The organism is Mesorhizobium sp. B2-3-7 (assembly GCF_006442695.1).
Taxonomy (GTDB): Bacteria; Pseudomonadota; Alphaproteobacteria; order Rhizobiales; family Rhizobiaceae; genus Mesorhizobium.
In genome coordinates this window covers 329,759-342,813 of the sequence record NZ_VFVV01000002.1, presented here as the reverse complement: position 1 = coordinate 342,813, position 13,055 = coordinate 329,759, and the positions used below count along the sequence as shown (strand labels likewise).

Below are 13,055 nucleotides of genomic sequence, written 5' to 3'. Positions count from 1 at the left end.
CTGGCTACTCAGGGAGTGTTAGCCATTCTCTCCTTCCTTGTCCGGCGCGTCTCGCTTTCGCTCGTCACGCTGTTCCTGCTCAGCATCATGGTCTTTCTGGGCGGACAGGTGCTTCCAGGCAATGTCGGGCGCGCCATATTGGGGCCGTTCGCCGACCAGCGCGCCGTCGATGCGCTCAACCATTCGCTCGGCGTCGACCGGCCACTGCTTGCCCAGTACTGGAGCTGGATTTCAAACTTCGTCCAGGGCGACATGGGCACGTCCTACATCTTCCGCTCGCCGGTCGCCCCCTTCGTCATCGATGCGCTGGGCAATTCGATGAAGCTGGCGGCGGTCGCCTTCGTGCTGGTGGTGCCAATCGGCATCCTTGGCGGCGTCGTCGCGGCCCTCAACCTCAACCGGCCGCTCGACCGCATCATCAGCCTTGGCGGCCTGTCGGTGACGGTGCTGCCGGAGTTCGTCACCGGCATCATCCTGATCCTGATCTTCGGTGTCTGGCTGCGCTGGCTGCCGATCTCGGCGGCATGGCCGCGTGATGCCGGTTTCTTCACGCAGCTTTACTACCTGATCCTGCCGGCGCTGCCGCTGTTCCTGGTGCTGTTCGGCTATATCGCGCGCATGGCGCGCTCGGGCATGATCGAGGCGCTCGATTCCGACTATACGCGAACCGCGGTGCTCAAGGGCCTGCCCTGGCGCACGGTGATCTGGCGCCATGTGCTGCGCAATGCGCTGCTGCCCACCATCACCGTCATTGCCACCCAGACCGGCTATCTCATCGGCGGCCTCGTGGTGATCGAGACGCTGTTCCGCTACCAGGGTATCGGCTCGCTGATCTTCACCGCTGCGCGCGGCAAGGATTTCCCGATGCTGGAATCAGGCATCCTGACCATCGGCATCGTGTATGCCGTGGCCACCCTTGTGGCCGACTTCCTCTATTCCGTGCTCAATCCACGCATCCGGCTGGGGTCAGAACAATGAGCGCCGTCCAGACCAGTCCCGCCAGACAGGACGACACCCGCCAGCGCAGCCCCCTGGCGGAGGTTTTGTCCTCGCTGCTTCGCTCCGGCACCTTCCTCGTCGGCATCACCATCGTGCTGTTCTGGGTCGCCTGTGCGCTGTTCGGCGAACATTTCGCGCCCTACGATCCGCTCGCCGACGACATCATCAACGCGCTGGCGCCGCCTTCGGCCGAACACTGGTTCGGCACCGACCAGATCGGCCGCGACGTCTTCTCGCGCGTCATCGTCGGCTCGCGCGACATCCTGACCGTGGCGCCGCTGGCGACATTGCTGGCGACGGTGGCCGGCACGGCGCTCGGGCTGCTCACCGGTTACTTCCGCGGTATCGTCGACGATGTCGTCAGCCGCATCCTGGAAGCCTTCATGGCAATCCCGGTGGTGATCGTGGCGCTGCTCGCCATCGTGGCGCTCGGCACGTCCAAGACCACCGTCATCGTGGTCATCGGCCTGAGCTTCGCGCCGATCATCGCGCGCACCGTGCGCTCGGCGGTGCTGGCTGAGCGCGAGCTCGACTATGTCGCCGCGGCCCAGCTCAGGCATGAGAGTGCGCTGCATACGATGTTCGTCGAGATCCTGCCCAACGTCATTCCGCCGATCCTGGTTGAAACGACCGTGCGGCTTGGTTATGCCATTTTCGCGGTTGCCACGCTTTCCTTCATGGGCTTCGGCATCCAGCCGCCGTCGCCGGACTGGGGGCTCTCGATTTCCAGCAATTACGGCATGATCGGCGGCGGCTTCTGGTGGACCGTGCTGTTCGACGCGCTCGCCATCGCCTCGCTGGTGATCGGCGTCAATCTGGCGGCCGACGGCGTGCATGGAGCCTTCAATGACTGAACCCTCCAAGACCCGGAAGGCCAAGGCCCAGAACGCACTCGACCTCGACGACCTGTCGGTCGCTTATCGTGTTTCGGGCCGAAACCGGGCGGTGCTGCGCAATCTCAGTCTCACCATCGGCCAAGGCGAGGCCTATGGGCTGGTCGGCGAATCCGGCTGCGGCAAATCCACAGTCGCCCTTTCCGTCGTGCGCTACCTGCCGCGAAACGGTTCGATATCAGGCGGCGCGATCTCGCTCGACGGCCAGGACGTCATGAAGCTCGATGCCGAGGCGCTCAGGCAAATGCGCGCCGAAAGCGTCTCCATGGTCTATCAGGACCCCGGCAAGGCGCTCAACCCGTCGATCCGCATCGGTCGCCAGCTGACCGAGATCTTCGAGCTTGGGGGCAAAACGGGGCAGGCAGCCGAGGATCGCGCAATCGCCATGCTCAACCGGGTGCGGATCTCCGATCCGGCCAGCGTCATGCAACGCTATCCGCACCAGCTTTCCGGCGGCATGCAGCAGCGCGTGGCGATCGCCATGGCGCTGGCCAACGATCCTTCGATGCTGATCCTGGACGAGCCGACGACCGGCCTCGACGCGACCGTCGAAGCCGAGGTGCTCGACCTGATCGCGCAGCTGCGGCAAGAATTGTCGGCCTCGATCCTGTTCATCAGCCACAATCTCGCCGTCGTCTCCAACATGTGCGATCGCGTCGGCGTGCTCTATGCCGGCATGCTGGTCGAGGAAGGGCCGACGGAGGCCGTCTTCAACGATCCGCGCCATCCCTATACGGTAGCGCTGCTGCGCTGCCTGCCGCGCGGCGGCCAGCGCAAGGACCAGGGCCGCCTCGACACCATCCCGGGCTTTTTGCCCGGCATCGGGGCCGACATCAAGGGCTGCCCCTTCACCGACCGCTGCGCTCTCGCTACCGATCGCTGCCGCAACGAGTTGCCGCCGCTCTACGAACTGGGCGGCCGGCTGTCGCGCTGCCACTATCACGAGAAGGCGCAATCCCTGCCGCGCGCGACGCCCAGCGACGCGCCCGCCGCGCCGAAAGCCGCAGCCGCGCCGGTATTGCGGGTCGCCGGGCTGAACAAGACCTTTGCCAGCCATGGCCATTCGCTGCGCGCGGTGAAGGACGTGTCGCTCGATCTCAGGCCGGGCGAAACGCTCGGGCTGGTCGGCGAATCCGGCAGCGGCAAGACCACTTTCGCCAGGCTGCTGCTCGGCCTTGTGCCGCCCGACGACGGCGGCAGCATCGAGCTCGAGGGCAAGGCGCTGGCGCCGCGGCTGGGGGACCGCAGCGACGACCAGGTCAAGGCGATGCAGATCGTCTTCCAGAATCCGGACTCCGCACTCAACCGGTCGCATTCGATAAGGCATCTGATCGGCCGCGCGCTGAAGCGGCTGGCGGGCTTGAGCGGCAAGGCGCTCGAGGCGCGCCTCGACGACCTCGTCCGCTCGGTGCGGCTGACCGACCGGCATCTGGTCGTGAAGCCGCGCCAGCTGTCGGGCGGACTGAAACAGCGCGTTGCCATAGCGCGCGCCTTCGCCGGCGATCCACGCATCGTCGTGTGCGACGAGCCGACCTCGGCGCTCGACGTGTCGGTGCAGGCCGCGATCCTGAACCTGCTCGCCGATCTGCAAGCGAAGGAAGACGTCAGCTACATCTTCATCTCGCATGACCTTGGCGTGGTGCGCTACCTCTCCGACAAGATCGCCGTGCTCTATCTCGGTCGCATCATGGAGCTTGGGCCGTCGGAAGAGGTTTTCTCCGGCCCGCATCATCCCTACACCGAAGCGCTGCTGTCGGCCGTGCCCAGGCTCGACCAGACCGAGACGGCACGCATCCGTCTCGACGGCGAAATCCCCAGCGCCACCAATCCGCCGCCGGGCTGTGTCTTCCACACGCGCTGCCCACGCAAGATCGGCCCGATCTGCGAACAGCAGGAACCGGCGCTGGCCGAGGCGCGCCCCGGACACTCGATCCGCTGCCATATTCCCTACGCGGAACTCGCCAGGCTGCAGAGGCCGGCAGCGGTCGATACCGAGCCGGCGTAGCCGAACATACGGCCCCTGCCCTTCACGGATGGCCGGCCATGCTGAAGGACCGGTCGCCCTCGGCGAAGCCCTGCTCGCCGGCCCAATCCCTCGTCAGTGCCCGCAATCCCGCCAAGGCCACGTCGAGCACATCCGACGAGGCCGGATTGCTGGGATAGGCAAGATAGATCGGCCGCTGGAACACGGGCGTGTTCGCGACGCGTTTCATTTCGCCGCGCTCGATATGGGCGCTGACGGCGCTGAGCGGCAGATAGGCGGCGGCTTGCTGCGACAGCACGTGCTGCAACCCGATGAAGACTAGGCCGGCCGAAATGGCCGGCTTGACCATGCCGGCAAACGCCCGATCATGCTCGATGCGGAATTCGAGCCCCCAGTCCATCAGTATGTAGTTCTCGGTCCACGGCTTCGTCTGGGCGGCATGCTGGACAAGCACCACCTGGTCGACGGCCAGCGTTTCGTAAACGATGCCGGGATGCGGCCGCGGCAGATAGAGGATGCAGATGTCGAGCAGGCCTTCGGCCAGTTGATCGATCGCCAGATCGGGAAAACTGCCCTCGAGCCGCAACGCAACGTTCGGCCGCTCGGCGCGCATCCATTCGACCCATGGCGAAGTGATGCGCTCCCACAGATAGGCGGGCGCGGTCAGCCGCAGCAGTGTTTCGTAGCCATCGGGAACGGCGATGTCCTGCCTCGATTGCTCCCAGGTACGGGTGATGGCGGATGCATGCGGCAGGAACTGGCGGCCGGCCGGCGTCAGCGTGATGCCATCGCGGTCGCGGATGAAAAGCCGTCGCCCCAACTGCTCCTCCAGCACTCTTATCCGCGCACTGACGGTGGACTGGGCAAGGTTCAGCCGATTGGCCGCGACGGTGAAGCTGCCATGCTCGGCAATCTCCAGGAAACTGCGCAGGTTTTCGGTGTCCATGCCTTGGCTCCCCGCATCGAAAATTCCGATGCCCCCTATCAAAAAATATCGCTTTCCGCTCGCGGTCAACGATGAACTAGATGGCCTGTCCCAAGACAAGCGAGGATTGCAGCCATGCCGAAGCATTTCGAGAGGATCGACATCGCCCGCAGGAATCTGACTGCAATCGAAAATTCCGCTGTCGACGAGTTGCTGGCCGGCCGGCTCGACCGGCGCGATTTCCTGCGTCATGGCAGCGTTCTCGGCCTTTCGCTGCCGTTCTTGGGCAGCCTTGTCGCCGCCGCCGGTCTCGACACGCAAGAAGCCCGCGCCGAAGGCAAGCCGGGCGGCACGGTGCGCGCCGGCGTGGCGACGCCAGGCGGGGCCATCGATCCCGTCACCTACTACGACAGCGGCAGCTACCAGCTGGTTTTCCAGACCGCCGAATTCCTCTGCGTCACACAGCCGGACCTCACGCTGAAGCCGGTGCTGGCGGAAAGCTGGTCGCCGAACGAGGACGGCAGCGTCTGGACGTTCAAGCTGCGCAAGGGCGTGAAATTCCACAATGGCGAGGACTTCAAGGCCGACGACGTCGTCGCGACCTTCGACCGGCTGGCCGACCCGGACGGGGCCTCGAACGCGCTTTCGGTGTTCAAGGGCCTGCTGTCGAAGGGCGGCACCCGCAAGGTCGACGACCACACCGTCGCCTTCCATCTCGACGTGCCGAACGGCAGCTTTCCCTATTCGGTGTCGATCGACAACTACAATGCCGTCATCCTGCCGGCGAGCTACAAGGGCGATTACGAAAAGACTTTTGAAGGCACCGGCCCATTTCGGCTGGAGAGCTACACGCCGAAAGTCGGCGCGACGTTCATCCGCAACCCCGATTATTGGGGCGAGAAGGCGCTGCCCGACCGGCTCGAGTTCAAATTCTACGGCGATGTCCAGCCGCGCATCCTGGCGCTGCAGGCCGGCGAAGTGGACATTCTCGACGCCGTTCCGCTCGATGTCAGCCAAGTGGTGCTGAACAGCCCCGACATCACCGTGCTGCGCGTCGCCTCGACCGCGCACCGCCAGCTCCACATGCGCTGCGACATGGCGCCTTTCACCGACAAGCGCGTGCGCCAGGCGCTGGCGCTGTGCATCGACCGTTCCAAGCTGGTGGATGGGCTGTGCCGCGGGATGGCGGCGACCGGCAATGACAGCCCGTTTGCGCCGGCCTTCCCCGCGACCGACAGAACGGTGCCGCAGCGCGCCCAGGACATCGCCAAGGCCAAGCAGCTTATGGAAGCCGTGGGCCTCGGCAGCGGCTTCGACATCACGCTGACGACGCTGCGCTACTCCGACATTCCCGGCTACGCGCAGCTGTTCCAGAACTTCGCCAAGGAGATCGGCGCGCGCGTCTCGCTCAACATCGAGGACCAGGACAAATATTACGGCAAGGCGGTGTTCGGTCAATCGGACTGGCTGGACAGCCCGCTCGGCATCACCGACTACGCCCATCGCAGCGTGCCGAACGTGTTCCTGAAAAGCCCGCTGGTCAGCGACGGTCCGTGGAACGCGGCGCATTTCAAGAGCCCAGCCTATGACGGCATGGTCACTTCCTATCTCAAGGCGCTCGACATCGGCGCACAGCGCGCGGCGGCGTCAGACATCCAGAAGCTGCTGCTCGACGAGACGCCTGTCATCTTCAGCTATTTCCCCGACCTCCTGGTGCCGGTGCGCAAGAATGTCAGCGGGCTGCCGCCGATCGCCGCCGGCCTGCTGCTCGACCGGGTGTCGCTGGGATAGGGGCTGGATGGACAATTTCTGATTTCGGGCGGCGAGGCTATCCGCCAGCGGGCTGCGAAGGGCGATGGGGGGCCATTGTTCGAGCCGCTCGACTCAGGAGAAGCCCGCCGCCCGGAAACCCACTCCGATACGATGACTCAATCCAGCTCCATCTCGCTTTGCGCGAACACTCGATGACAAAAGAAAAGAAACGGGAGACTACCATTCGCAAGCCTCATTTGCGCGGCCGCGGGCCGCATTTTCCCTTGCTCGACACGATCGTGCAGTATGAGTTCGAGCCCGGCTACGTCGCCTTCACCATGCCGATGCAGAAGCGGCTGCGCGTGCAAGTGGGATCGATGATCGTCGCCGACACGACCAGGGCGCTGGTGTTCTACGAATCCGATCACCTGCCGGTCTACTACTTCCCGATGAGTGACGTGCGCGAGGAGTTCCTGCTGCCGAGCAGGACGACGACGGAAGATCCGTTCAAGGGCCTGGCTACGCACTACTCGCTCAACACCGGCATCACGCTGGTCGAGGATGCCGCCTGGCGCTATCTCGACCCGGTCAAGGGCTGTCCGCCGATCGCGGACTACATGTCCTTCTACTGGCCCAAGATGACGCACTGGTATGAGGAGGACGAGGAGATCTTCGTCCACGCCCGCGACCCGTTCCGGCGGGTCGACTGCCTGCCGTCCTCACGGCGGGTGCAGGTCATCCTGGACGGCGAGCAGGTCGCCGATTCACGGCGCGGCGTGTTCCTGTTCGAGACCGGCCATCCGGTACGCCATTATCTGCCGATCTCCGACACGCGGCTCGATATGTTCGCGCCCAGCCGCTACATCTCGCGCTGCCCCTACAAGGGCATCTCCAACTACTATCACGTGACGACGGGCAAGAAGCGCCACGAGAACCTCGTCTGGTCTTATCCCGAGCCGGTGCATGAGGCGGAGCGCATCAAGGGCCTGGTCTGCTTCCATCACGAACTGGTCGACAAGATCCTGGTCGACGGCGTCGAGATCCCGAAAGAAGCCACGGCCGCCTCCGACGGCTATTTCTAGCCGTGTCGCCATGCCCGCGCTGAAGGCTTGATCGGAACGCGGGACAGCGCATACCCTCCCTGAAGCAGGGAGGGCTATCGATGGATCTTTTCAAGCTGGACGGCGATGTCGCGCTGGTTACCGGTGCCGGCAGCGGCATCGGCCAGGCAATCGCGATCGGATTGGCGCAGGCCGGCGCCGACGTCGCCTGTTTCGGCCATGCATCGAAGGGCGGGCTGGAGGAGACCGCACAGCGTATCACCGCGCTTGGGCGCAAGGCGCTGGTGCTGACGGGCACGGTGACGTCCGAGGGCGATCTCGCGGCGGCGACCGACCGCGTCGAGAGCGAACTCGGCGCCCTGACGATTGCCGTCAACAATGCCGGCATCGCCGGATCGGAGCCGGCCGAGACAATGGCCCTGGAGACGTGGCGGAAGGTGCACGAGGTCAATGTCGCCGGCGTGTTCCTGTCCTGCCAGGCCGAAGCGCGCAAGATGCTGGCGCGGCGCAAGGGCTCGATCGTCAACATCGCCTCGATGTCGGGCACCATCGTCAATCGCGGGCTGACGCAGGCGCATTACAATTCCTCGAAGGCCGCCGTCATCCACATGTCGAAGAGCCTCGCCATGGAGTGGGCCGACCGCGGCCTGCGCGTCAATGTGGTCAGCCCGGGCTACACGCTGACGCCGATGAACAAGCGGCCGGAGGTGGCGGAAGAGATAAAGATCTTCAAGCGCGACACGCCGATGGGGCGCATGGCGGCGCCCGAGGAAATGGTCGGGCCGACCGTGTTCCTGGCCAGCCGCGCGTCGAGCTTTGTCACCGGCCTCGACCTGATCGTCGATGGCGGCTACGTCTGCTGGTAAGGTGGCTCGGCAGGTGGGTTGGGTGCGACCTCGCCTGCGGTCCGAATTATGCATCCAGCAAAGCCTTAGTCGTTGCGCGCGATGAACGTTGGTATATATAATTTCATCCCATGAAACCGTCCTGGCGATGGGGCTTGCCGGGCCGATAGCCGAGGTCAGGGGACCCTGATGGCTCGCATTTTGCAGGGCGCCATAAGGCTGGCAATCGACCGGCAGGTGATCGCTGTCGTAGCGATGCGTCGGCAGCTATGACGCCGACCCTCTCAGCACCATTTCCGCAAATCAAAAACTCAGCACAATCCCGCCTGCGCCGGTTTTGGCCGCGCGATGGCGGAAACGGCCTTGCGCAAAGGCAGGTCTTTCCAACACAATCAAGAAAAAACCCAACAAGGGCAGAAAGACGCAAGAAGGGAACGAACGATAACCGTCACAGCTTGAAGGAGAACAAGCATGTCATTTCGGAGCAGAGTTTCTAAACTGTCCCTGGGCGCCGCCGCGCTCGCGGCACTGAGCCTGCCAACGCTTTCCGTCCACGCCGCAGCCCCTGAATCCAACGACCCCATCAAGATCGCGCTGTTCGACTGGACCAGCGTCAACCTCAACGCCAAGATTCTCGGCGGCATTCTCGAAAAGCTCGGCTACACCGTCGAATATCCGACCGCCGATTACCTCTCCAGCCTGACCACCGGTCTCACCAATGGCGACCTCGATGTCGGCCTGGAATTCTGGGACACGACCGCCGGCGAGGCGATGAAGGCTTCCGATGCCACCGGCCAGACCGAGCGCCTCGGCAAGCTCGGCCCCAAGGCCAAGGAAGAGTGGTGGTTCCCCGAATATATGAAAGAGAAATGCCCCGGCTTGCCCAATTGGGAAGCGCTGAAAGACCCGAAATGCGCCGAGGCCTTTTCGACAGCCGAGACGGCACCCAAGGGTCGTTATCTCGGCGGTCCGGTGACCTGGGAGGGTTTTGACGACGAGCGCGTCGAGGCACTCAAATTGCCATTCACAGTCATCCACGCCGGCACCGACGCGGCGATGTTCGCGGAGCTGGATTCGGCCTATCAGCGCAAGGCGCCGATTATGCTGTGGATCTATTCGCCGCATTGGGCGCCGGCCAAATACAAGGGCGAGTGGGTCGAATTCCCCGAATACACGCTCGAATGCTACAGCGACCCGAAATGGGGCACGAATCCCGATGCCAAATATGATTGCGGCAAGCCGCATGGCGAGATCTGGAAATATGCCTGGAACGGCATGAAGGACAAATGGCCCGTCGCCTACAAGGTGGCCAAGGCCTACACGGTCGACACCGACGAGCTCAACAAGATGAGCGGCGAGATCGACCTCGGCGGCAAGACGCCGGAGGACGTCGCCGCCGCCTGGATCGCCGCCCACGAAGCCGACTGGAAAGCCTGGGCACAGTGATCGCTCCGACTGGAGAATGAGACCCGGCCGTCGATCGGCCGGGTCTCAATCGTCGATATTCCAGAAGGACGCTTGAATGCTTGACAAGACCGAACCGGGATCAAACGTTGCGGGCGCGCCAAAGGATGCCCGCCCGATAAAGCTGGCTTGCCGCAATGTCTGGAAACTGTTCGGTTCGAACGCGGCCAGTTTCATCCGCGAGCGCGACGGCAAGGCCAGCATGGCCGATGTCGCCGCTGCCGGACTGGTCGGGGCGGTACGCGGCGTCGATCTTGAAATCCGCCAGGGCGATGTCTTCACCATCATGGGGCTCTCGGGGTCGGGCAAGTCGACCCTGGTGCGCTGCATGTCGCGTCTGGTCGAGCCGACGCACGGCAAGGTCGAGTTCGAGGGCAAGGACCTGCTCAAGATCTCCGATGCGGCGCTCATCGAACTCAGGCGCCACCGCATGGGCATGGTGTTCCAGAATTTCGCGCTGCTGCCGCATCTCAACGTGCTGGACAACATCGCCTTTCCGCTCAGCATCCAGGGGCAGGACCGCGCGACGCGCGAAGCACGCGCCCGCGACGTGATCGAGCTTGTCGGCCTGCGCGGCCGCGAGCATTTCTATCCACGCGAACTTTCAGGCGGCCAGCAGCAGCGTGTCGGCATCGCCCGCAGCCTGGCGACCAAGCCGGAGATCTGGTTCCTCGACGAACCGTTCTCGGCGCTCGACCCGTTGATCCGCCGCGAGATGCAGGACGAGTTGATGCGATTGCAAACCATGCTGCACAAGACCATCGTCTTCATCACCCATGATTTCGACGAGGCGATAAGGCTGGCCGACCGCATCGCCATCATGAAGGATGGCGAAGTCATCCAGATCGGCACGCCGGAGGAACTGGTGGTTAATCCCGCGACAGACTATGTCGCCGAATTCACCCGCGACGTCGACCGCGCCAAGGTGATCTCGGCGAAGAGCCTGATGCGCGCCTGCGACGGCGCCGAGCATGGCGGCACGGTGGCGCCGGAGGCCAAGATTGCCAGCTTCTCGGCCAGCATCGTGGCGGGCGGCAGACCGTTCGCGGTGATCAACGGCAGCGGCAAGCCGATCGGCGAGGTGACGCCGCAAGCGGTGATCGACCTGCTCGCCGGCATCGAGAGGTCAGGAGCCGGTGCATGACAGTAACGGCAAGCGCCAGTGGGACGAGGCCGCGACCGGCGCAGACCCGGCTGCTGGTCTGGGCCGCAGCGCTTGCCGTGGTGCTGGTCGTGTTCCTGCTCCAGGACAGTCTCCCCTGGGCTGCCAACTATCCGGCCGAGGCGATCGTGCCGGTCGCCGATTGGGTCAGCGCCCTGATGCGCTGGATAAAGATAAACCTGTCATGGCTGACGCGGTCGATCACTGCCGTGCTCGGCGTGCCGCTCGATTTCGCGCTCGACCTTCTGGCAAAGAATTTCAAGATCGGCCACGGTGCCGACGCCTATATGCTGCCGCGCCTGTCCTGGATCGGCATCTGCGCGGCGGCGTTTGTCGCCGGGCATGCCGCTGGCGGCCGCAAGCTCGGCATGCTGGTCGGCGGCTGCTTTCTCTACGTCGCGCTGTTCGGCCAATGGACCAGCGCCATGCTGACGCTGGCGCTGATTTCCATCGCCGTGCCATTCTGCATCGCCACGGGATTGTTCGTCGGCATCTGGGCCTGGCGGAAACCCTGGGCGGAGCGGCTGGTGGTCTCCCCTGCCCTCGATCTGATGCAGACCATCCCGACCTTCGCGTACCTCATCCCGATGCTGCTTCTGTTCGGCAACAGTCCGGTTTCGGCGATGATCGCCACCGCCATCTTCGCCACCCCGCCAATGGTGCGGGCAACGATGCTCGGCCTGTCGCGGGTGCCGTCCGAGATCGACGATTTCAGCGAGATGGCCGGCTGCACGGCGCGGCAGAAACTGTGGCGCGTGCTTTTGCCGTCGGCGCGGCCGACGCTGATGGTCGGCGTCAACCAGGTGATCATGCTGGCGCTGAACATGGTGATCATCGCCTCGATGATCGGCGCCGGCGGGCTAGGCTATGACGTGTTGCTGGCGCTGCGTGCGCTGAAGGTCGGCGAAGCCATGGAAGCGGGGCTGGCCATCGTGGCGCTGGCCGTCGCGCTCGACCGGTTGAGCCAGGCCATCGCCGCCAACCACGCAAAAGGTCACGTCCACCGGCAAGTCCAGCCCGCCTTCTGGCGGCGCTATCCCAATCTGACGCTGGCCGTCGCCATCCTGATCGTCACCACACTGCTTGGCCTCTTCGTGCCTGCCTTTGCGGCGGTGCCGAAGGCGATCACCTTCACCACCGCGCCATTGTGGAAAGCGGCGGTGAATTGGGTGACGATCAACTTCTTCGATGTCATCGAGGCGTTCCGCGTGGCGCTGATCCTTAACGTGCTGAACCCGGTGCGCGCCTTCTGCGAAAGCTTTCCGTGGCTGGGCGCGGTATTTCTGCTCGGCCTTGCCGGCTATCAGCTTTCCGGCCTGCGCCTGGCCGCTCTGGTGGCAGTGCTGACCGCCTTCTGCGCCGTCACCGGGCTGTGGGAAAAGACCATGGCGACCGTCTATCTCTGCGGCATCTCGGCCTTCGTCGCTTGCCTGATCGGGATTCCGATCGGCCTGATGGCCGCGCGCAGCGACCGCGTCGAGAAGGTGATCACGCCCGTCATCGATACGCTGCAGGTACTGCCCTCCTTCTGCTTCATCATTCCGGTGGTGATGCTGTTCCGCGTCGGTGACGTCACCGCGATGATCGCAACGATCGCCTTCGCCGTGGTGCCGGCGATCCGCTACACCAATCACGGTATCAGGCAAGTGCCGCCGGCACTGATCGAGGCGGCCAAGGTTTCGGGCTGCACGCCGCGCCAGACTTTCTTTCGCGTGCAATTGCCACTCGCGCTGCCCGAGATCATGCTGGGCGTCAACCAGACGATCCTGATGGCTTTGGCGATGATCATCATCTGCGCCATGGTCGGCACCCGTGATCTCGGCCAGGAGGTGTTCATCGCGCTGTCCAAGGCCGATTCCGGCCGCGGCATCGTGGCGGGCCTCGCCATCGCCTTCATCGGCATCGTCGCCGACCGGCTGTTCAATGCCTGGACGGCGAAAGCACGGGCGAGGCTGGGTTAAAGCTCAAGC

Annotated in this window: 10 protein-coding genes; 9 read left to right on the top strand and 1 reads right to left on the bottom strand. The window is 64.3% G+C overall.

The features are described from left to right. Positions 1 to 24 precede the first annotated feature (24 nt). Genes FJ940_RS05520 through FJ940_RS05510 form a run of 3 tightly spaced genes read left to right on the top strand, consistent with a single transcriptional unit; the run spans position 25 to position 3,897 of the window. Positions 25 to 978, top strand: coding sequence for an ABC transporter permease (locus FJ940_RS05520; RefSeq protein WP_140498118.1), 954 nt, complete (start codon positions 25 to 27; stop codon positions 976 to 978). Continuing rightward, complete coding sequence (locus tag FJ940_RS05515; protein ID WP_140497909.1) at positions 975 to 1,853, top strand: ABC transporter permease; 879 nt, start codon at positions 975 to 977, stop codon at positions 1,851 to 1,853. The genes FJ940_RS05520 and FJ940_RS05515 overlap by 4 nt, the downstream gene beginning before the upstream one ends. Next, positions 1,846 to 3,897, top strand: coding sequence for an ABC transporter ATP-binding protein (locus tag FJ940_RS05510; RefSeq protein WP_140655688.1), 2,052 nt, complete (start codon positions 1,846 to 1,848; stop codon positions 3,895 to 3,897). The genes FJ940_RS05515 and FJ940_RS05510 overlap by 8 nt, the downstream gene beginning before the upstream one ends. 22 nt (positions 3,898 to 3,919) lie before the next feature. Here FJ940_RS05510 and FJ940_RS05505 read toward each other — a convergent pair whose 3' ends face one another. Beyond that, on the bottom strand, positions 3,920 to 4,822 hold the full coding sequence (locus FJ940_RS05505) for a LysR family transcriptional regulator (protein ID WP_140520850.1): 903 nt from the start codon (positions 4,820 to 4,822) through the stop codon (positions 3,920 to 3,922). Between the two features lie 114 nt (positions 4,823 to 4,936). Here FJ940_RS05505 and FJ940_RS05500 point away from each other — a divergent pair, with 114 nt between their 5' ends. From FJ940_RS05500 to FJ940_RS05475, 6 genes are all read left to right on the top strand, one after another. Further along, complete coding sequence (locus FJ940_RS05500; RefSeq protein WP_140520851.1) at positions 4,937 to 6,592, top strand: ABC transporter substrate-binding protein; 1,656 nt, start codon at positions 4,937 to 4,939, stop codon at positions 6,590 to 6,592. A 173-nt stretch (positions 6,593 to 6,765) separates the two neighbouring features. Further along, a complete protein-coding gene (locus FJ940_RS05495) occupies positions 6,766 to 7,635 on the top strand; it encodes a DUF427 domain-containing protein (RefSeq protein WP_140558266.1) in 870 nt (289 codons plus the stop codon). A gap of 80 nt (positions 7,636 to 7,715) precedes the next feature. Beyond that, positions 7,716 to 8,480, top strand: a complete 765-nt coding sequence (locus tag FJ940_RS05490; protein ID WP_140514719.1) for an SDR family oxidoreductase — start codon at positions 7,716 to 7,718, stop codon at positions 8,478 to 8,480. A 450-nt stretch (positions 8,481 to 8,930) separates the two neighbouring features. After that, positions 8,931 to 9,905 carry an ABC transporter substrate-binding protein gene (locus FJ940_RS05485; protein WP_140629168.1) on the top strand — a complete coding sequence of 325 codons (975 nt, stop codon included), beginning with the start codon at positions 8,931 to 8,933 and terminating at the stop codon, positions 9,903 to 9,905. A gap of 76 nt (positions 9,906 to 9,981) precedes the next feature. Continuing rightward, complete coding sequence (locus tag FJ940_RS05480; protein WP_140655686.1) at positions 9,982 to 11,067, top strand: glycine betaine/L-proline ABC transporter ATP-binding protein; 1,086 nt, start codon at positions 9,982 to 9,984, stop codon at positions 11,065 to 11,067. Next, positions 11,064 to 13,046 carry an ABC transporter permease subunit gene (locus FJ940_RS05475; protein WP_140655685.1) on the top strand — a complete coding sequence of 661 codons (1,983 nt, stop codon included), beginning with the start codon at positions 11,064 to 11,066 and terminating at the stop codon, positions 13,044 to 13,046. Before FJ940_RS05480 ends, FJ940_RS05475 begins: the two co-directional genes overlap by 4 nt. The last annotated feature ends 9 nt before the right edge of the window (positions 13,047 to 13,055 follow it).

What these genes read in the sequence shown, in the direction of transcription:
- FJ940_RS05500 (WP_140520851.1), top strand. Translation starts at nt 4,937, where the DNA reads ATGCCGAAGCATTTCGAGAGGATCGACATCGCCCGCAGGAATCTGACT.
- FJ940_RS05515 (WP_140497909.1), top strand. Translation starts at nt 975, where the DNA reads ATGAGCGCCGTCCAGACCAGTCCCGCCAGACAGGACGACACCCGCCAG.
- FJ940_RS05495 (WP_140558266.1), top strand. Translation starts at nt 6,766, where the DNA reads ATGACAAAAGAAAAGAAACGGGAGACTACCATTCGCAAGCCTCATTTG.
- FJ940_RS05505 (WP_140520850.1), bottom strand. Translation starts at nt 4,822, where the DNA reads ATGGACACCGAAAACCTGCGCAGTTTCCTGGAGATTGCCGAGCATGGC.
- FJ940_RS05510 (WP_140655688.1), top strand. Translation starts at nt 1,846, where the DNA reads ATGACTGAACCCTCCAAGACCCGGAAGGCCAAGGCCCAGAACGCACTC.
- FJ940_RS05485 (WP_140629168.1), top strand. Translation starts at nt 8,931, where the DNA reads ATGTCATTTCGGAGCAGAGTTTCTAAACTGTCCCTGGGCGCCGCCGCG.
- FJ940_RS05475 (WP_140655685.1), top strand. Translation starts at nt 11,064, where the DNA reads ATGACAGTAACGGCAAGCGCCAGTGGGACGAGGCCGCGACCGGCGCAG.
- FJ940_RS05480 (WP_140655686.1), top strand. Translation starts at nt 9,982, where the DNA reads ATGCTTGACAAGACCGAACCGGGATCAAACGTTGCGGGCGCGCCAAAG.
- FJ940_RS05490 (WP_140514719.1), top strand. Translation starts at nt 7,716, where the DNA reads ATGGATCTTTTCAAGCTGGACGGCGATGTCGCGCTGGTTACCGGTGCC.